Here is a 20,390-nt window from a genome sequence, read left to right on the forward strand (position 1 = left end):
TTTTATAGATGGATACTAACTTAATTGTATCATGAATTACGATGATAATAAGCCCATTCAGTGAGAGGGAGTGAGTGGATGAAAAAGCAGAATCGTAGCCTGGGCGAGCGTATTATTCATGCGGTGTCGTTTGAAGTGATCGCGCTGGCTATCTGTGCGCCGACAGCGGCCTGGTTAATGGATAAGCCCCTGTTTCAGATGGGGGCATTGGCTATCATGCTGTCCACTGTCGCCATGTTATGGAACATGATTTATAACGCAGGTTTTGATAAATTTTTCCTGCCTGGAAGGCCGCGAGGCTTCATTTTACGGGTGGGCCACGCCCTGGGGTTTGAAGGTGGGTTTATTCTGATTGGTTTACCCCTGGCGGCATGGATGTTGCAGATCTCATTGCTTGAAGCATTAATGGTAGAGATCGGTTTCTTTCTGTTTTTCTTGCCTTACACCATTATTTTTAATGCCTGCTACGACTGGCTACGCGCTCGTCGTCTACGACACGTTACAGAGAGATAGCCGCAGCATATGTCAGCAAAGCCAGATTTATTAATAATCTGGCTTTGCTGTTTTTCTATACCATCCTACGCGCCACGATAAACAGGCGCGGGAAGGGCATAAGTACCTTGCCATTGTCCTGCTCTTTGTAGTGTTCGTTGAGTAACTTGTGGTAGCGCTGGAGATAGGCTTCTTGCTGTTGCAGGTTTAAGTTATTCACAAAACGGCGCAATCCTGTCGTAAGCAACCAGTCAATAATGGCCTGGGTGGACGGAAGCTCGTGGAAATAAGTTGTCCGCCAGATATCGACCTGACAACCCGCCTGACTGAGTAAATGGTAATAGGACTCAGCCTTGAGAACCGTGTTTTGATGATAAAAAGGCGCATTGAGTTCTTCGGCAACATCACGCATCAGACGGTGTGTCTGTTCCTGCCAGTTGTCTGGCATTTGAATTGCCAGTACCCCCTGGGGCACGAGCTGGCTCACCAGATGTGGTAATAATACGTCGTGGTTGTTTATCCAGTGCAAAGACGCATTGGCAAAAATGACATCTTGCTTCTTCTGGGATCGCCAGTTGCTGATATCAGCTGCTTCAAATTGACAACCTGGCAGCATGTTTCGGGCTTTTTCCAGCATGGCAGGGGAATTATCGATACCGACAATTTTTGCCACAGGATACTTCTTGCATAATACGGCGGTCGAATTTCCTGGGCCGCAACCCAGATCAATAATGGATCTGGCCTGAGGGTAATTAATTCGGTTAGCTAACTCTTCAGCCGGGCGGGTACGTTCTGTCGCGAATTGTAAATAAGATATTGGGTTCCAGTCCTGCATTTCATTACCTTCAATTACTGGTCGTTCAAACTCTATTGAAACTTTAAAGATTTAATATAACAAGCACTATTAATGACCTACCTTATAGCTCTTATTGTAGTAGGTATAATTCATATATGTGAAAAAAACAACTAACGTAACCAATGATGATTTTTGCTGAATATGAGCCTGCTAAACCTGAACACAGAGATCAAATTTAAGGCCGCACTGCGGTACTCTGTCGTTTATTACGCAGCAACCGGTGATGCATGCATAATAGATGAAAGAGATTATGTGAACGGGTATAAAAATAGATCTGAAATGACTTAATATAGACGCAGGGCTGCGGGGATATTCGTCGTGAATGATGATACGGTAGAATAAAATAAAGTATAAAATGATTTTTTCAATACTTTACTCAAAGCGGCAATTGTTTTGGAAATAGATTTAATGTTTTTTGAGTGTGAATGATTTCCTGTATTTTTGTGGTGCATTCAATAAATTTTTACGAAAGTGGTGGCGTAGATTTGCAGCACTTGAGAAACCTGTTTTTTCTGCGATGATATCGATACTGAAATGACTATTTTCAAGAAAATCAATGCATTTTTGTAACCTTGACTGTAACAACCAGCGTGCTGGTGTGGTGCCGGTCGCGGCTTCAAAACGGCGTAAAAAAGTTCGTTCGCTCATGCCCACATGGCTGGCCATACTTCCCAGCGTGTGAGGCTGTTCAAGGTGGTTGTGGAGATAGTCAAACAGCGGTGCAAAACGCTCACTTTCATATTCCGTCGGTAACGCGCATTCAATAATTTGCGTCTGTCCCCCCTGGCGATGGGGTGGGGTAACCAGACGCCGGGCGACCTGGTTGGCAATCGTCGCTCCAAAGTCACGGCGCACCAGGTACAGACACAAATCAATACCAGCCGCACTACCCGCAGAAGTTAAAATATTGCCATTATCAATATAAAGTACATCAGGGATCACCTTTGTTTCAGGATAACGCTCGGCTAACGCAGCGGTATACCGCCAGTGGGTTGTGGACTGTTTGCCTTGCAGCAATCCAGCTGCGGCAAGCACGAAAACACCGGAACAAATAGACAAAATACGGGCTCCACGCTGGTGGGCGGCCTGTAATGCGGAGCATAATGTTTTGGGAACCGGGGCATCAATATGCCGCCATCCAGGGACAATGATAGTACCAGCCTGCTCCAGCAGTGAAAGTTCACCATCAACGACCATTCTAATCCCCCCGGTTGCCCGAATGGGGCCGTCTTCAATAGCAGCAACTAAAAAACGGTACCAGTTGTCTCCCATTTCCGGGCGCGGTAATCCAAAAATCTCGACAGCAATACTGAACTCAAATGTGCAGAGCCCGTCATAAGCCAGTGCTACCACCAGTGAATTTTCTACATTCCGGGATGTTTTTGTCATGATCTATACGTTAATCGTCATCTTTGCTGGCAGTCAACTCATATCCAGATATCACACAATAAACTCTCATTAACCGAGTATGGGGTGTTTATGTGTAATGTTACTGATGTCCTGACCGCTGATGCAAGTCTTGCCGCGGCCCATTTCAGGCAAAAACTCTCTCTTGAGACAGATTGTGCAGATGTTCATGCAGCGATACAACGAGGGGCACCGCCCTTTGTTCTGTTACATGTGATTGGCTCTGAAGAATCCTATTTATCTGGACATATTCCTGGTGCAATACATTTGCATCACACGCATATTACCGCGGAACGGTTAGCATGCTGGCCCGCTGAAACGCTGTTTGTTGTCTATTGTGCCGGCCCCCACTGTAATGGTGCTGACCGTGCGGCGCTGAAACTCGCCCTGTCAGGGCGCCCTGTGAAACTGATGCTGGGTGGAATAACCGGCTGGCTGGATGAAGGCTTTACTTTAGTATCATTGGGCCATTCAGGCCAGTGACCAGAAAAGTAGCCTTAGTCCAGGGGATAAGGCTATTTCTGACAGATTAGTAGAGACGATAATAACGATCCGGCTTTAAGGCCGACGGTAAATTAGTGTTGTCATTATTCATATCCCGGATATCACGCTCGATGGAAACACAAATGGCATCCAGTGGCAGGTCGTTATCTTCGGTGCCGAAGGGGTCTTCCAGCTCTTCGGCCAGTGAGTCGAGCGCAATAAAAGTATAAGAAATAAACACCGACAGAAACGGGGTCATGTAGTGCAGGTCTGGCACAAGTGCGAACGGCAGCATAATACAGAAAATATAGACAGTGCGGTGCAGTATCAGGCTATATGCAAAGGGCAGCGGGGTAGAGAGAATTCGTTCACAGCCCCCGGATATGCTGGAAAGGGTGTTGAGGTGCTCATTAAGACTCTGCCACAGAATATCAGAGAGCAGGCCTTGCTGACGTTTTTCATTTAACCATTCCCCCATCAATACCAGAATACGATTATGGCAGGCGTGGCTCTGACTCACCCAGGAGACGTGTTCAGGGGACAGATAGCGGCTCAGTATTTCCGGTTGTGGTAGTTTGCGCAGGGACATGCGCAGGCTGTGGCAAAACGCCAGTTGTAGATTAATAAATGTCCGAACAGATCCCGGGTGTTGCCCGGTCACGGTTTTGACCTCCCGGAGCAGTGAGCGTGAGGTGATAGCAAGCTGTCCCCACAAAATACGCGCTTCATTAAAACGCGCATAGCAGACACTGTTACGGAACCCCAGGAAGATAGCGATTGCCACGCCCAGGACGCTAAAAGGGGCCATTGTTAACTTGACGCCGAGCGTCTCATACCAGGGCAGAAAGAAGATGACGCTAATAGACAGGATAAGGTTCAGTAGCAGTCGCGAGTATATTTTTTCCAGCACTGAACCGTGCCAGACAAACAGACGTGTCAGCCAGTGCTGATTGGGACGAACAATCATAAAGGTTATCGGGGTAGTAATAGGAATGCGTTATTTAACGGCAGAATCAGGGTGGAGATCAACAAGGAGTGTGTTTTATATGTTAATGAAGATAGTGACAGTGTCACTATTTTATGCTTATTGTCTCAATAAAGAGTGAGCGGTTGGCAGGAGAGTAGCGCAACCGTTAGCATTGACCGCCATTGTTTACTTCAACTGATCAATCATCTCTTTACTGCGGCTAATATACTGCTGACTTCGTTCATTGTCCGCTTGTAGCAGGCAGACAAAAAGCAGGTCAGTAATCGTATTCTGGGCAGTACGCGCGGAGATGGAAGAACTACGCCAGCGGGTCTCTTCGGCCAGGGTATCCAGCGTATAATCCGCCAGCGAGCGTAAGGGACTGTCTTGTAATGATGTCACGGCAATCAGTGTCGCACCGTTATTTTTTGCAACGTTTGCCGCCAGTAAAATCTCTTTGAGTGAACCTGAGTAGGAAATGACGATCTGTACATCTCCGGGGCCTAACGACTGGGCAACAGTTATCTGTACATGGCTGTCCATTTCGCTCATAACGGGATAGCCAATTTTCATCAGTTTATACGCCAAATCTTTCCCTACCAGGGCTGAACCACCAATACCGGTGATTTGGATCCTGCGTGCTGATTTTATCACCGTGATGGTCTGCTCCAGCTGGGCCATGTCCAGATTATCTGTGGAGTTTCTTAATGCTTGTTGTTTTTCCAGGCAGAGCTTTTCAGCGATAACTGCCGGGCTATCATTAATACTGATGCTGCTGTGCAAATGCTCGCTGATCAGGTTACTTTGGGTATTCAGCTGTCCCCACTCTTCGATCAGCGCCATTTTAAGCTCAGTAAACCCCTTAAAGTTCAATCGCTTGGCAAACTTTACGATGCTGGACTGACTGATGTTCAACTGGCCAGCGATCCCCTGGGATGAACACTGTTTGAGTCTTTCCGGGTGGGCTAAAAGATAGTCAGCGATCCGTCGTTCACCTGGTGTGAATTTATCTTTATTAAGGGAAATTCGTTGTAAGCAGCGCATCAGAGTTCACCCGATATGAAAAGCAAGGAGCTCTATCATAACGACGAAGCAAGCGGGAGGGAAATCCGGAAAGGATGAAACCTTCCACAAGGGGCAACAGGCAGAAGCGGAACAGGCTAAAACCTCAAGCAACAGGCGCTAAAATAATAATTTATTCCTTTTTATTAACTGGGTGTTCCGGACCATGCTTCCTCAATATTTATTGAATTTTAATGCACTTATCGAAATATTTCTTGCGATTGCTATTATTAACACTGTACTGCGTAATTATTTTTACGTGATTAAGATCACTTGATAGTAATAGAATATTCCATATGATAGTCAGTAGATAACTTTAATGGATAGCATGATGAAAATTAATTTAGAAAAAATGATTACTGAGAGTCGTAATCCTGCAAGTGCTGAAATTGATACCTTATCCACGATTGATATGTTAACTGTTATTAATCAGGAAGATAAAAAGGTTCCCCTTGCCGTTGAGGCGGTGTTACCCCAGATAGCACAAACCGTGGACGCGATTGTAAACGCGTTTTCTCAAGGAGGACGGTTGATCTATAGCGGTGCCGGGACGTCCGGGCGTTTAGGCATTCTGGATGCCAGTGAATGTCCACCGACCTATGGCACACCGGCCTCTCAGGTGGTAGGGATGATAGCCGGGGGGCATAAAGCTATTCTACAAGCGGTAGAAAACGCAGAAGACAGCCTTGAAATGGGTGCTCAGGACTTAAAAAACATAAACTTCAATGAGAAAGATGTGCTGGTCGGTATTGCGGCAAGTGGGCGTACACCCTATGTGCTGGGAGCGATGGACTATGCAAAAAGTGTCGGGGCAACAGTGGCCTCTGTATCCTGTAATCCCGGGAGTGCGATGAGTCTGTGCGCTGATATTGCTATCGATATTGTTGTTGGCCCCGAAGTGGTGACCGGCTCTTCACGTATGAAAGCAGGTACGGCCCAAAAATTAGTGCTCAATATGCTAACCACCGGCTCAATGATCCGTAGTGGTAAAGTTTACGGCAATTTGATGGTCGATGTCGAAGCGACCAATGCCAAACTCATCCAGCGACAGGTCAATATTGTCATGCAAGCCACGGACTGTTCAGCGGAAGAGGCAGATCAGGCACTTAATGCCTGCCAGCGTCACTGCAAAACGGCCATTTTAATGATACTGAGCGGGTTATCTGCGGGTGAGGCCAGTACATTATTGAATAAAAACAACGGGTTTATACGACAGGCCCTCAGTAAGTGAGTCCGTTTCGTAATACAACTCTGTGATCGGGGGGCGGACAGGCCTGATCACAGTAGCCCCATGAGCGCGCATGACATCAGCTGATTAAGCGTGGCAATAACAAGGTAAAGCGTGTCGATACCTTATCTGACTCGACGGATATTTTCCCCAGGTGTACGGAAATAATCGATTTGACAATGGCCAGGCCAATACCGCTCCCCTCGGTTTTGCGCTGACGTGCAGGGTCTACCCGATAAAAACGGTCAAATAAGCGGGGCAGATGCGCGGGTCCAATAACGACACCGGTATTGGCAATCACTAATTTTACCCATTCATCCTGGTTGCTGAGTGTCACTTGTACCGACTGCCCCTCAGGGGTATAGCGAATGGCATTTGATAGCAGATTATTAATGGCTCGCCTTAGCATCAGGGCATCTCCGGCAACCCAGCCGGCATGACCACGGATATCCAGTGTGACATTCCGCTCTTCTGCCCAGGCTTCAAAAAACTCACAGACTCGCAGCGTTTCCGCGCGCAGATCGATGGGGGTATGCTCAATGATCAACTGGCGATTATCGGCCTGGGCGAGGAACAGCATATCACTGACCATCTTAGCCATACGGTTATACTCTTCAAGACTGGAGTAGAGCACATCCTCCAGATCTTTTTTACTGCGCGGCTGGCTCAGGGCAATTTCGGTTTGTGTGACCAGGTTGGTTATCGGGGTGCGGATTTCGTGGGCGATATCGGCTGAAAAATTGGCCTGTCGGGTAAAGACATCCTCGATACGTTCAATCATATGATTAAACGAGATGACGAGTTGTTCGAGCTCGACAGGCACTTGTTCTGGATCCAGCCTGACATCCAGGTTTTCTGACGAGATATTCTTAATCTGCATACTGACATGGCGCAGGGGGGTATGCCCTTTATGCACGGCAAACAGAACAATTAACACAATCAGCAGGCACATCACCGCGGCGATAAGCCATAAGTTATATTTCAATTCATCAAGATAATGCAGGTGAAAATCAATGGAAAAGGAGACGACAAAAGTACAGGTGGAATTTTTATCATGGTAAGGAGCACTGGCAGAGGCGGCAATGATCCGGTAGACCTTTTGGGAATTATCATCCTGGCTTACGCTGTTAAGTGTGGCATCCCGCCACTGAAAAACCTTGCCAGACTTCAGGCTCTCCACAAAATTTCGGGTCTTCAGTATCGGAAGCAGATTGGGCCCGTCAGGAGACTGGTAGAGCATCTGGTTTTCTGAATTAAGTAACAGCACTGAAATGTGACGATAACTGGCCAGAATAACACTGATTTTTTCGACCTTCTGTGCTTCTGACTCGGCAGGATTCAGCAGAATAGATGAAATAGTCATCTTGATTTTATTCAGATCTTTAACATCCATTTCAGCAAAATGATTTTTCACTGAATTAAGCATAATGCTGGTTAATATGACAAAGGCGATAATCGTCGCCAGACTGATAAAAAAAGTCAGTCGTATCTTTAATGAGAAGGGGCGGCCCGCAGGGCTAAACTTCATCCGCAACCTCTAACATATATCCGACCCCACGCACGGTCTGAATGAGTTTGGGTTCGTAATCATTGTCTATTTTTGCGCGCAAGCGTTTAACGGCAACATCGATGGCGTTGGTATCACTGTCAAAATTCATATCCCAGACTTGGGAAGCAATCAGTGATCGTGGTAGTACTTCCCCCTGATGACGCATGAAAAACTCCAGCAGGGTAAACTCTTTGCTGGTCAAATTTATCCGGGTATGACCTCGTCGAACCTTGTGTGATACCAGGTCGAGGGTCAGGTCGGCAATTTGAAACTGGCTCTCCTGAATCACTGTAGCGCCACGACGTAGCAACGTGCGTACCCGGGCCAGGAGTTCCGCAAAGGCAAAAGGTTTAATCAAATAGTCGTCAGCCCCCAGTTCAAGACCTTTTACCCGGTGTTCAACAGTACCAAGTGCGGTCAGAAGCAGGATAGGCATGCCTTTATTCCCATTGCGTAACAGGCGCACAATGTCCCAGCCATTCACATCAGGCAGCATAATATCCAGAATGACCAGGTCATAGTCGTCAGTCATGGCAAGGTGGTACCCATTCAGGCCATTATCCGCAAGATTAACCACAAAACCCGCCTCATGAAGTCCTTTACACAGATATTCACCTGCTTTGACTTCATCTTCGACAATCAAAATTTTCATCTGCCTATCCTGTGTCCCGCTCTCTGCTGCCCATTCTAATATCCCGGGGGATGATATCAACGGCTTCATCCAATAATGACAAGGTTGTCATTATCCTGTCACCCCGCCAACAGAGTCCCTCCGCTAAGGTACGGGTATACCGTTATTATTTGGATGCCGCAGGCCGGCCTGTTGTGGTGAGAATTCATATGTTCAGATTAAAAGCCTGGGGATTTAGCTCGGTATTGTTCCTGACCGGTTGCGTAAACCTGGCACCGGATTATCATCCTCCGGAACTGCCTGTGCCCCAGCAGTTCTCGTTATCCCATAACGGATTAGTACCGGATACTGAAGGATGGCAGGACTCAGGCTGGCGCAATTTTTTTACTGACCCATGGGTTCAGCAACTGATTGATGAAGCATTACGTCATAACCCGGATATAAAAATGGCGGCGCTGAAGGTACAGCAGGCCCGGGCACAATACGCCGCGACTAACGCAAATCGCTCCCCGCAACTGAATGGGACATCCAGTGCTGAATATCAAGGGGCACTGGCCGGAGATAACGGAACGGATAAACGCTATGATGCCGGGCTGGACTTGAGTTTTGAACTGGACTTCTTTGCCAGGCTAAAGAACAGTAGTGAAGCAGAAAAGCAGAACCTGTTTGCCAGCGAGGCCGCCCGGCGGGATGTCTATCTCTTGCTGGTATCGGCGGTTTCCCGCAGCTATTTCAGCCAACAGCAGGCTCAGGAGCAACTGTATATAGCGCTTGAGACGCGTCGTAACTATCAGCAGGCTGCTGCACTGGTCGAGCAACAAGTCGTCAGTGGGGCAAGTAATGTACTGGCCATGGAACAGGCCCGGGGGATCATTGCCAGCACAGATGCTGACATTGCCAAACGGCAAGGGGAGCTGTCACAGGCCACTAATGCGCTCCAGTTATTGCTGGGTTACTACCAACCCCAGCCTCTGAAGGCATCAGGTAGCGGTATCCATCTTCACCCGGTCAGGTTACCAGCACATCTGTCTTCAGAAATACTGCGACAACGTTCGGATATTTTACAGGCGGAATACCAGATTAAAGCTGCCAATGCCAATATTGGTGTTGCCAGGGCAGCATTTTACCCCGCTATTAACCTCACCAGTGGTTTGTCAGGCAGCAGCAGTGAGCTGACCAGCCTGTTCGATGCAGGGAGTGGTTTGTGGCGTTTTGTGCCCAAAATAGAGTTACCCTTATTTAATGGGGCTCGGAATGAAGCGAACCTTACACTGGCTAATATTACTCAGCAACAAGCACGGGTGAATTATCAACAAAAAATTCAAAATGCGTTTAAACAGGTTGCGGACAGTTTAGCCATCCGTGAGAGTTTACGAGCACAACTCACTAGCCAGGAGCATTACCGTGATTCATTAAATATATCATTGCAACGTGCGCAAAAATTATATTCTGATGGTGTGGTCAGTTATCTTAATGTATTAGACGCGGAACGTTCATTGTTTATTACCAGGCAAGCCATTGTCGATTTACAGTATGCACAAAGTATCAATGAAGTTAATTTATTTGCCGCTCTTGGTGGTGGCTGGAAAGCATGATTTTTATTCAGGAGAACACTATATGAAATTCACCGCTGGCATTATTTTTTTCGGGCTTCTTTCGCTGCATTTTGCCTGTTCTGTTCAGGCCAGTGAAATGCATCATGACCAGCATCATAGTAATCTTTCACTGAAAGACGTGGTCAGCACAGGCAGTGGTGAGATTAAAGCCATTGATTTCATTCAGCACAAAGTCACCATTGCCCATGGTGCTATCCCCGGGCTTAACTGGCCTGCCATGACCATGCGATTTAAATTTTCACCAGCGACTGACCCGCTGAAAAAATTAGCGCCTGGCAATCGGGTAAAATTTTCTTTTTTCCAACAAGGAAATGATTATGTGTTACAGGATATTCAGCCAGAGTAATAATTAATACACATCCCTTTTAAGTTCAACAGATAATTTACTTCCCGGGTGATACTTTATATAAAGCGTCGGAGTTATTCCCGCACGGCAGGAACAGCTATGGTTTCTTTAAGATTAAAATACACCGTCAGTATAATAAGCAGCTTTATTCTGGGCGGAATTATTATTATGACAGCGAATTATTACTTATTCCCCCATGAGTCTACAGCTATATCTACATTGCCCACAGATAAAGACATTCTGTTTTGGTATGACCCGATGCGCCCCGATGTTCAATTTGATAAACCCGGTAAGTCACCATTTATGGATATGGATTTGGTCGCGAAGTACCGGGATGAAGTGCAGCCCAGTGATGGGCAAAATGGGGTGCATATCCATCCGGGGTTACTTCAGAACCTCGGGCTGAAAACCGAAAGAGTGCGTAAGGGATCGTTACCGTTCGCTGAGAGGCTACCGGGCAGTATTCGCTTTAACGACTACCAGTTTTCCTCGCTACAGGCTCGCGCTGATGGTTTTGTGGAACGGGTCTTCCCGCTGACACTGGGGGATAAGGTGGCACGGGGGACACCACTGGCGGAGATGACCATCCCGGCCTGGGTTGAGGCCCAGAGCGAATACCTGCTGCTGTCATCAACCCACGGTAATGGAGCCCAAATGGGAGGGATACTTGAACGTTTACGGCTGGCCGGAATGCCTGAGGAGGACATTCAGCGCTTGCGCCGACAACGTGAAATCCAGACGCGCTTTACCCTGAAAGCGCCGATTGACGGGGTACTGACCCTCTTTGATTTACGTAACGGGATGAATATATCAAAAGATAAAGTGATTGCACAAATCCAGGGGATTGACCCGGTTTGGGTCAGTGTTGCAGTACCCGAGTCTCTCGCTCCACTTCTCAAAACATCAACGCAGTTCAGACTTTCGATACCCGCTTACCCGGATGAAGTTTTTCCGATTGAGCAGTGGTACTTATTGCCAGGTGCGGATCCTGAGACGCGCACCTTGCAGGTACGTTTGCAGGTCACTAATAAACAGGAACGATTAAAACCGGGGATGAATGCGTATGTGGCACTCGATCTTCAGGGGCCAGAAAGTTTACTGATACCTGCCGAAGCCATCATCGACACAGGTAAGCAACAGCGGGTTATTACCGTGGGTCCGCAGGGGAATTTCGTGCCGAAGGCCATCAGGCTGATACAGGAATCACAATCATATGCGGCTATTGAGGGCCTGAGTGAAGGGGAGAACGTGGTGGTTAACGGTTTGTTCTTGATTGATTCCGAAGTCAATATCAACGGCGCACTGCAACGGCTGGAGAATCAGAGCGCCTCCCCGATGACACATGCAGATCATTCTGAACATTAAGGAACCCTGATGATTACATGGATTATCCGGCGTTCTGTCGCCAACCGCTTCCTGGTGATACTGGCCGCATTTTTCTTGAGCGTATGGGGGGGCTGGACGCTGGTCAATACCCCGGTGGATGCCTTGCCTGACCTTTCTGATGTACAGGTAATTATCAAAACGTCTTATCCCGGGCAGTCACCACAGATTGTGGAAAATCAAGTCACCTATCCACTGACCACCACGATGCTATCCGTTCCCGGGGCCAAAACGGTGCGGGGGTTTTCTCAGTATGGTGACTCTTGGGTATATGTCATCTTTGAAGAGGGAACTGACCAGTATTGGGCCCGCTCCCGGGTGATGGAGTACCTGAATCAGGCCCAGAACAAACTCCCGTCGGGAGTACGCTCTGAGATAGGCCCTGATGCAACCGGTGTGGGCTGGATCTTTGAATATGCCCTGGTGGATAAAACGGGTCACCATGATCTGGGCGAGCTCCGGGCTTTGCAGGACTGGTTTTTAAAATATGAGCTGAAAACTATCCCGAATGTGTCTGAAGTTGCCTCTGTCGGGGGGATGGTCAAAGCGTATCAGGTTCAGGTCGATCCACTGAAACTGGCCCAGTACGGCATTACATTACAGCAGGTGACTACCGCGCTGAATGCCGCCAATCAAGAGGTTGGTGGATCTTCCATTGAACGGGCTGAAAGCGAGTATATGGTACGGGCCACCGGTTACTTGCAATCAATTGACGATTTCAACCAGATTGTTCTTGCCGTTGGGGGGGAGGGTGTCCCCATTTATTTAAAGCAAGTCGCCAGAATACAGACCGGCCCGGAAATGCGTAGAGGAATGTCTGAATTGAACGGTGATGGTGAAGTCGCGGGGGGTGTCATTATTTTACGTTCCGGGAAAAATGCCAGGGAGGTGATAACAGCGGTTAAAGATAAGCTGAACACGTTGAGGAGCAGTCTACCCGCAGGCGTGGAACTGGTCACGACCTATGACCGCAGCAAACTCATAGGCCGTGCTATTGATAACCTGAGTTTTAAACTACTGGAAGAGTTCCTTGCGGTTGGCCTGGTTTGTGGGCTCTTTCTCTGGCATCTCCGCTCTGCGCTGGTGGCGATTATCTCACTGCCGCTGGGGTTGTTTATCGCTTTTATTGTCATGCGATTCCAGGGGATTAACGCCAATATCATGTCGTTGGGGGGGATCGCCATCGCTGTTGGGGCAATGGTTGATGCTGCAGTGGTGATGATAGAGAACGCCCACAAGCGGCTGGAAGAGTGGCAATATCAGCACCCAGGGGAAACCATGGGCAATACCACTCGTTGGGGGGTGATTACTGAGGCCTCCGTTGAAGTGGGCCCCGCACTGTTTATCAGCCTGCTGATTATTACCCTGTCTTTCATTCCTATTTTTACCCTGGAGGGGCAAGAAGGCCGTTTATTTGGCCCGTTAGCCTTTACTAAAACCTATGCTATGGCAGGCGCGGCCCTGCTGGCTATCACGGTCATTCCCATTTTAATGGGGTTGTTTATTCGCGGTAACATTCCGGCAGAGACTCGTAATCCGTTAAATCGCGGCCTGATCAGGATCTATCACCCGCTACTGCTGCGCGTGCTGCACTGGCCTAAACTGACCCTGGCAGTGGCATTCTTCTCAATTTTGACGGTGCTCTGGCCATTGAGCAAAGTGGGGGGGGAATTTCTTCCGTCAATTAATGAAGGGGATTTACTCTATATGCCCTCCACATTGCCGGGGATCTCTCAGGCACAAGCGCGAGCCTTGTTACAAACGACTGACCGTCTGATTAAAACTGTGCCTGAAGTCGCAACGGTATTTGGCAAGTCTGGCCGGGCTGACAGTGCGACCGACTCCGCCCCTCTGGAAATGCTGGAAACCACGATTCAGTTAAAACCCCCGAGTGAGTGGCGTGCGGGCATGACACCAGAAAAGCTGATTGAAGAACTGGATAAGGTCGTGAGGTTACCTGGACTTGCCAACCTGTGGGTCTCACCGATCCGTAATCGTATTGATATGTTATCCACCGGAATTAAAAGCCCGATAGGGATTAAAGTTTCGGGTACAGTGCTGGCCGATCTTGATGAAACAGCCCAGCGTATCGCTGAGGTTGCCCGTGGGGTACCCGGTGTTACCTCTGCCCTGGCGGAGAAACTGGAAGGGGGGCGTTATATTACCCTTGATATTAACCGGGAAAAAGCAGCCCGTTACGGGATGAATATTGATGATGTACAGCTGTTTGTCAGCACCGCGATTGGAGGCTCCCAAACCGGGGAAGTCGTGGAGGGTATCGCCCGGTATCCGATCACCGTTCGCTACCCACAAGCCTATCGCGACAGTCCTGAAGCGTTAAAACGGTTACCTGTGCTGACGCCGACAAAACAGCAGATCACCCTCGGGGATGTGGCAGATATTCATGTGGCAACCGGGCCGAATATGCTGAAAACTGAAAATGCACGACCCAGTAACTGGATCTATATAGATGCCCGAGGGCGTGACATGGTTTCCGTCGTGGGTGATTTAAAAACAGCTATTAACAGCCAGGTCACACTTAAACCCGGTACCAGTGTGACGTTCTCTGGTCAGTTTGAACTACTGGAGCATGCCACTAAAAAGCTTAAGCTGATGATTCCGATGACGGTGATGATTATCTTTGTGCTGCTCTATCTGGCTTTCCGCCGGGTCGATGAAGCCTTGCTTATTTTATTAAGTTTACCGTTTGCCTTGGTGGGGGGGATTTGGTTTCTCTACTGGCAAGGGTTCCATCTTTCTGTCGCTACGGGGACCGGATTTATTGCTCTGGCCGGACTGGCGGCAGAGTTCGGCGTGGTGATGCTGCTGTACTTGCGTCAGGCAATCAATGCAGATGCCTCCCTTTCAGCGTCCGACACCTTTAGTGAACAGGCCCTGGATAATGCTCTGTATCATGGCGCGGTATTGCGGATCCGGCCAAAAGCGATGACAGTGGCGGTAATCCTGGCCGGGCTGTTGCCAATACTCTGGGGGACAGGGGCAGGATCGGAGGTCATGAGTCGAATTGCGGCCCCCATGATTGGCGGGATGATCACCGCCCCATTGCTTTCGTTATTTATCATCCCTGCCGCGTACAAGCTTATTTGGCTGCACAGACACCCGCGGTAATGCATCTTCAGGGGAATAATTTTGTTACGTTGTCACAAAAAAAGACCGGGACGGGGGCGTGAGATACCCTGAACGGCGGGTGAGCGGCCACAACAGGGGTCAGGGATCGATCTCATCCCTGACCCTGCGTGCGGTTACGCCAGGAGTTTCAGCAGGATTAGGTGCTGTTGATCATCTTTCTCTTGTGGAATGCGATACCCCTGGTTTTCAATAGCCCGGGTATAGAGCGCCACTAACCAGTCATAGGCATAACTGGCATTGGTACGCTGGGGCTGATCCCCCAGTTTGCTCAGTCGCTGATTAATATCCACTGGGCTTGCTGGAGCAAACAGAGGCTGTTGTTTATTAATGCGGCTCAACGGACGCTGGCTTGTCGGCATATTCCCATAGCCTAACCAGGCGACAAAATCCCCCAGGGCACTGTGACTCCTGGCAATGGCCAGCTCGCTCTGGGATTCATCGCTCGCATTTTCCAGTAATTCCGGGAGCCCCAGTCGGTAACTGATAACAATCAGTATTTCACACAGGCTGTGCCAGAGCTCTAGTGAGACTGCCAGCCTCGGATGTTCTGCCGATGGTTGTAGTGGGGAGCGCAGGTGGTTGATCCACTGACGATGAACAGCCTTTGCATAGGAAAAGCCTTGCTTACTGGCCTCTTCAGAGATGCCGTCATCAGCAAACAGATCTATATTGAGGCCCAGGTCATGGGGGGTCTTTGATGCCTGCTGTTGGTTGAGTAACCAGCACTGTTTCAGTGTTTCTCTGGAGGGAACCAAGTCGGACAGCATCGAGCCTAACTGCAGCACATGGCCCTGTAAGGCTCGAACCAGTTTTTCTGCATGTTCTTTTTCCTGCTCTGGTGTGCGTTGCGCCTGATTGGTGAAGCCACGAAACAGATCCCGGACTTGTTTTTCCAGCGCGCTATTTAATGCAGTCAAGCGTTGAGCTTTATGCTCGGGTGTCAGCACCCCCAGGACCCAGTCACGCAGGAGGTGCATATTACGACTATCCTGGGCTTGTAATGTCCCCCAGTGGGTGCGAGCCTGCCCGACTCTACGCTGTACGCTCTCATCCAGATTTATGCCACTGGTAAAGCGTGAATCAGCGGACGTTATCGCCCAAATCAGGCCTGGCGAGTTACCGTTACCGCTTATCTGTGTGTTCTGAACCCAGTATTTTAAGGCGTTGCCTGTCGTCTGGGTGTCCCGAACATGGCTAACGGCATTGCAGACGAGCACAATATCCGGCTGTAAACGACGGGTGTAACAGGCGAGTTGCCCCTGGGGGATATCCAGCAAATCCACATCAGGGGCGGCGGAACCGGCTTTTTGCGTCAGGATAACTTCTGCACAAATCCGGCTCAGTTGCTGCTGATCAATATTTAATGGGGGCAGAGAGATGCCATTAATCAACGGACAGACCAATACATCATGGGTTTTATACGTGCTGTGGGGGCTGACAGGGGTCAGGAACCCCTCCGCTGGCAACATAAAACTGTCAACTAGCAGGCTCGCGGGGGCCAGAACCTGTTCCGGGTGACTCAGTTGTTCAAGCAGTTGGGCGAGTTCGCGCCATTCCTGTGTCAGGTGAGGGTCCTCTCCCCAGAGGAGTGAGAAGAGTTCAGCCCGATCGTGCAGCCCCAGCGTTGGAGCCAGTTCACTGATACGTATTTCCAGTGAGGCACCCATACGGGCATCGCGACGCAGCAGGCGTCGGTACTCCAGTAATAACAGGGCGACATCTTCCTGATAGGTGGAGCTCAGTGTATCAGGTAAGCTCCGGGTTTCCAGTTCTGCCAGACGGGTGGCGACTACACTTGCTGGCAGATGGCGCGGCGCCGTATTTTCCCGCCAGTAGCGTTCTATAAACTGACAGGCCAGCTCACACTCACTAAAAAGAGCCAGTCGTAATGGGTATTGGGGGTGATCAATCGTGGATCGTTGAGTGAAACGTACCCCCATGGCCGGAGGAACATTTCCGGGATTAATATGAGTAAGATAGTCCAGTGACTTATCACCAAGCAGAATCTCAACCCCCTGACTGGGGTGGCGTTGTAGGGTGCTGATCAGAGCATGCTTTCCTGCCTGGGCATGACCATAGAATCCGATGGTCATGGGCTGATGCTTGAGAGTGTCAAGACGTCTGGCACGGGCTTTCATTTGTTGTAAATTCACCAGCAAGCTGTCTGCCTGGTGATCCAAGGATATGCTGCTCGCTCGGGTGGTGGTGACCCAATGGATCAGTTTATCAAAATGGCGGGTGGTGGGATTCATTTGCGGTATACGCTCCCGTTATCGATCCAGTAATGCATCACCCCGTTGTCACTGTGAGCGAGGGTGTTGAGTTTAAAACTGAGCTGTTCCAGCGGGACATTACTGCCATCAGACAGCCAGGCTTTTGCCAGGGTAAAGGCGCAGGCATCTGAGGTCTGTTTTAACGACACATAAAGGACGCTGTCGCCGGCAACGGCTTTTGCCAGTTCAGGGGAATTGATCCCCAGAGTGTAAAGTGGGGTGGCTGGCCAGCGTGCGTTATCCAGCTGGCGGAAACCCAGCCGTATATTGCTGCGCACTGGGAAGGCAAGCCCACTGTCCAGATGCCCCCAGGGGTCATCCAGGTCAATATCACGGTACCAGATATTCACATCCTGCAGGCTGTCATCCTCTTCCAGAATACCAAGGTAACGTATTGTCGAGTAAGCCTGAATATCAGCCGCTTTAAAATTGAAGTGGGGCAGACGTAAGTCTCCCGCCAGACTGTATAACATCGCACCCACCGCGGCAGTCGATTTTGGATTGCCCCGCGTATCTGTGTCAGTAAATGGGCAGCCTTCCAGGGTGGGATAGTCATCCAGCCAGATCATGCGGTTAACTGGTACCGGTTGTAAATGACGTAGCAAAGCCTGAATACCCGGCAAACCACCCGATCGTCCGGTGACCAGTAAGACATCACAGCAGTAGAGATTAATCACCTCACACAGAGATTGTAACGGTGTGGTGATGGTGAATTTCCCGGTCAGTAAAGCATCTTGTAGTTGGGCGATATTTCCATGGAGTGGCACAGCCATAATATCAAACAGCGGTGCATTGGCACCCAGAGCCTGTTGTACAGCCTGTTGGATATAATTGATAACATTATCAGTCAGCGGATGGGGCAATAGTTCACCGAAGGTGCTATCCAGAATGGATTCTGGTGTTTCTTCACCATGGGCTTCCCAAAAGGCTAAAATCTTATGCCCAAGAGGAATGAAAAGCTGGAGGGTGGTTTGCTGACGCAGGGTTAGCTGTGTTGCCTGGCGAGTCGTCTCACCAAACAGAGAATCCATCAGACTTGCGGCGTCCACGACGCCGGCCCGTGTCATGGCATTTTGTAACGCGGGTAGCACACTGTGTTGAATCACATTGAGCAATACATCATCCCCGGCGACTTTAAAACCTTCACGGAAAAGTAACCGGGGCGTGATTTTCACATTACGTCCTGTCCCTTCGTCCAGCTGATACTGAACAATGGCCATGTCTGTGGTTCCACCACCAATATCAATGGAGGCAACACGCAACGTTTTTCCAGCTGCGGTGGCTTCGGCAGACAGACGATCCGGGCGGGTGAGGGTTTCAAAGAAACGATCCGTTTGCCCTGCATAATTAACGATAGCTTCATGATACAACCAGACAAGCTGGCCACAAGTCGCCTCATCCCATTCCATGTGTACTTGCGCCATGGGCCGCAGGCTCTGAGTTACTTGCTCATGGGTGAAGTCGTCATCTGCTGGGTGCCAGTCCAGTGCTTTCCAGACCAGGGCGACCGCTTCCTCCATCCGCAGGCGGAACAACTCACGTTCCGGTTTGGGCATGGCAGAAGGCAATGTCAGGATCACGTTACGCAGTTGGCGTGGTGCCGTAGGCCGGTTCATATTTTGCCGTGAACCAACGCTGTTAATCTGCATTAATGCCTGGGCGAGCAGCTCGCAGAGCATTAAGGTCATGAGTGAACTACGACTGTACTGTGCCGAGAATACGGGCAGGCGATCTTCGATTGGTAGTGTGTAGAGTGGCTGCCCCTCATCATTCATTAATGACATGAGTGGAAAAGCTGTCGCCTGGGGTTCGCGCTGTGTCCTGGTATTCAGCTGACTAAATCGCCAGTGCTGGTGTGCCGGGGTATTATCCCAGAGATAGCGTCGTGGGCTTGAAATACCGCTGTCACCTTCGGTTCCCTGACGCTGACAGGCCAGTCGGTGTGCCTCTTCACCCACGCGAACAATAGAAGGCCAGACAAAAGCATCATGACGTCCACTTTCCAGGGAAAAGTGTTGCTTACCAAATTTAGCCTCACTGAACTCAAGGCGACTGGTAAACATGGGCGGGTTAATGAAATGTGGTTCGCTCAGTGAGCGGATATGCAGTTCAGATGTCTGGCGCAGCCCCTCGTTTTCAGAGCCATGATCTTCAATCAGGATACCGCAGGTGTGGGTATTACCCACATCCAGTACTAAATCCACTGGAATCATTTCCGCCTGTAATGTGGCGGTAACTATTTTTACTTCAGGAATAGCCAGCTGAGTACCCACCATCTCAAGGAGGTTAAGATAATGTCCCTGGTACTCGAACATTTTCAGCGCCCTGGCGATGTCACTTTCTTCCCGAAATTCATGCTCATTGCAAAACTGGCTGAACAATTCCCGCAACCAGCCATCGACCCAAGTCTGGTCCAGAAATTCGTTAAGTTCCTGGTTTTTCCAGGCAAGGGAAAATCGGGTGCCGTTACGCACATCGCTGATATTCGGGGCAAGCGGCTGGGTGCCCTTGGTCTCTTCAGCAAGTTTCGTATCCAGGGCAATGGTCACACGCACGGTATTTCCGGCTGTATCAGGTTTATCAAGGGTACGAATTTGGATCCGAGCCCAGTTATCCGGTCCAGGGGTACTGGTGTGTGTCGCATTGAGGCGCAGGAATGGTAAAGGCAGCCAGACTTTATCCAGCACCCGCAAAGAATGCGACAGACTCAGAGTGCTTTCTGGTTTGACAACCTCAGGTGCTGCGCCATTCTCAGCAGGGAGGGTAAACTTGTCAGGGATCACACCGTAGTCAACCCGTAGCAGTGGACCATTGGCCGTTTGACGAACAAAACGGCCATTTTGGGAATCCTGCCACTGAGGTGTCAGTCCGAAATCCAGAAACTGAATACCGCTGTTTTCGATCAGCGTAACGCTCGATTTATAGTTAAACAGTGTAGCCAGCATAA

At 49.4% G+C, this 20,390-nt stretch carries 15 protein-coding genes; 7 read left to right on the top strand and 8 right to left on the bottom strand.

Features of this window, described 5'->3' with window-relative positions; translation table 11 throughout:
• Positions 1 to 78: 78 nt before the first annotated feature.
• Positions 79 to 513, top strand: coding sequence for a multidrug/biocide efflux PACE transporter (locus JK154_RS02805; RefSeq protein ID WP_211990996.1), 435 nt, complete (start codon positions 79 to 81; stop codon positions 511 to 513).
• A gap of 55 nt (positions 514 to 568) precedes the next feature.
• Here JK154_RS02805 and tam read toward each other — a convergent pair whose 3' ends face one another.
• The gene (tam, locus tag JK154_RS02810) at positions 569 to 1,327 is read right to left on the bottom strand and encodes a trans-aconitate 2-methyltransferase (protein ID WP_211990997.1); all 759 of its coding nucleotides are present in this window, start codon (positions 1,325 to 1,327) and stop codon (positions 569 to 571) included.
• 426 nt (positions 1,328 to 1,753) lie between these two features.
• Positions 1,754 to 2,737 carry a transcriptional regulator FtrA gene (gene ftrA, locus JK154_RS02815; RefSeq protein ID WP_211990998.1) on the bottom strand — a complete coding sequence of 328 codons (984 nt, stop codon included), beginning with the start codon at positions 2,735 to 2,737 and terminating at the stop codon, positions 1,754 to 1,756.
• A 90-nt stretch (positions 2,738 to 2,827) separates the two neighbouring features.
• On the opposite strand from ftrA, the gene JK154_RS02820 reads away from it, so the two are divergent.
• Complete coding sequence (locus JK154_RS02820) at positions 2,828 to 3,238, top strand: rhodanese-like domain-containing protein (RefSeq protein ID WP_211990999.1); 411 nt, start codon at positions 2,828 to 2,830, stop codon at positions 3,236 to 3,238.
• Between the two features lie 46 nt (positions 3,239 to 3,284).
• Here the strand turns inward: JK154_RS02820 and JK154_RS02825 are convergent, their stop codons facing one another.
• Both JK154_RS02825 and JK154_RS02830 read right to left on the bottom strand, forming a co-directional pair.
• Positions 3,285 to 4,205 (bottom strand): bestrophin family ion channel, encoded by a 921-nt coding sequence (locus JK154_RS02825; protein ID WP_211991000.1) that lies wholly within the window; start codon positions 4,203 to 4,205, stop codon positions 3,285 to 3,287.
• 186 nt (positions 4,206 to 4,391) lie between these two features.
• On the bottom strand, positions 4,392 to 5,249 hold the full coding sequence (locus tag JK154_RS02830) for an SIS domain-containing protein (RefSeq protein WP_211991001.1): 858 nt from the start codon (positions 5,247 to 5,249) through the stop codon (positions 4,392 to 4,394).
• Between the two features lie 349 nt (positions 5,250 to 5,598).
• Here JK154_RS02830 and murQ point away from each other — a divergent pair, with 349 nt between their 5' ends.
• A complete protein-coding gene (murQ, locus tag JK154_RS02835) occupies positions 5,599 to 6,498 on the top strand; it encodes an N-acetylmuramic acid 6-phosphate etherase (protein WP_211991341.1) in 900 nt (299 codons plus the stop codon).
• Positions 6,499 to 6,574: 76 nt separating this feature from the next.
• Here murQ and JK154_RS02840 read toward each other — a convergent pair whose 3' ends face one another.
• Entirely contained in the window at positions 6,575 to 8,023 is a 1,449-nt protein-coding gene (locus tag JK154_RS02840; RefSeq protein ID WP_211991002.1) for a Cu(+)/Ag(+) sensor histidine kinase, read from the bottom strand.
• Positions 8,013 to 8,696: a copper/silver response regulator transcription factor gene (locus JK154_RS02845; protein ID WP_211991003.1), complete on the bottom strand. Its 684-nt coding sequence runs from the start codon at positions 8,694 to 8,696 to the stop codon at positions 8,013 to 8,015. The genes JK154_RS02840 and JK154_RS02845 overlap by 11 nt, the downstream gene beginning before the upstream one ends.
• 188 nt (positions 8,697 to 8,884) lie before the next feature.
• On the opposite strand from JK154_RS02845, the gene JK154_RS02850 reads away from it, so the two are divergent.
• The 4 genes from JK154_RS02850 (at position 8,885) to JK154_RS02865 (ending at position 15,149) form a co-directional block, all read left to right on the top strand.
• The gene (locus tag JK154_RS02850; RefSeq protein WP_211991004.1) at positions 8,885 to 10,270 is read left to right on the top strand and encodes a Cu(I)/Ag(I) efflux RND transporter outer membrane protein; all 1,386 of its coding nucleotides are present in this window, start codon (positions 8,885 to 8,887) and stop codon (positions 10,268 to 10,270) included.
• A gap of 22 nt (positions 10,271 to 10,292) precedes the next feature.
• On the top strand, positions 10,293 to 10,637 hold the full coding sequence (locus tag JK154_RS02855) for a copper-binding protein (RefSeq protein ID WP_211991005.1): 345 nt from the start codon (positions 10,293 to 10,295) through the stop codon (positions 10,635 to 10,637).
• Positions 10,638 to 10,736: 99 nt separating this feature from the next.
• Positions 10,737 to 12,002 carry an efflux RND transporter periplasmic adaptor subunit gene (locus tag JK154_RS02860; protein WP_211991006.1) on the top strand — a complete coding sequence of 422 codons (1,266 nt, stop codon included), beginning with the start codon at positions 10,737 to 10,739 and terminating at the stop codon, positions 12,000 to 12,002.
• A gap of 9 nt (positions 12,003 to 12,011) precedes the next feature.
• Positions 12,012 to 15,149 carry a CusA/CzcA family heavy metal efflux RND transporter gene (locus JK154_RS02865; RefSeq protein ID WP_211991007.1) on the top strand — a complete coding sequence of 1,046 codons (3,138 nt, stop codon included), beginning with the start codon at positions 12,012 to 12,014 and terminating at the stop codon, positions 15,147 to 15,149.
• Between the two features lie 134 nt (positions 15,150 to 15,283).
• Here JK154_RS02865 and JK154_RS02870 read toward each other — a convergent pair whose 3' ends face one another.
• Both JK154_RS02870 and JK154_RS02875 read right to left on the bottom strand, forming a co-directional pair.
• Complete coding sequence (locus tag JK154_RS02870; protein WP_211991008.1) at positions 15,284 to 17,422, bottom strand: virulence factor SrfC family protein; 2,139 nt, start codon at positions 17,420 to 17,422, stop codon at positions 15,284 to 15,286.
• Positions 17,419 to 20,388, bottom strand: a complete 2,970-nt coding sequence (locus JK154_RS02875; RefSeq protein ID WP_211991009.1) for a virulence factor SrfB — start codon at positions 20,386 to 20,388, stop codon at positions 17,419 to 17,421. The genes JK154_RS02870 and JK154_RS02875 overlap by 4 nt, the downstream gene beginning before the upstream one ends.
• Positions 20,389 to 20,390 lie beyond the last annotated feature (2 nt).

Origin of the sequence: Citrobacter sp. JGM124 (genome assembly GCF_018257795.1) — a bacterium.
In the GTDB taxonomy this organism is placed as follows: domain Bacteria; phylum Pseudomonadota; class Gammaproteobacteria; order Enterobacterales; family Enterobacteriaceae; genus JGM124.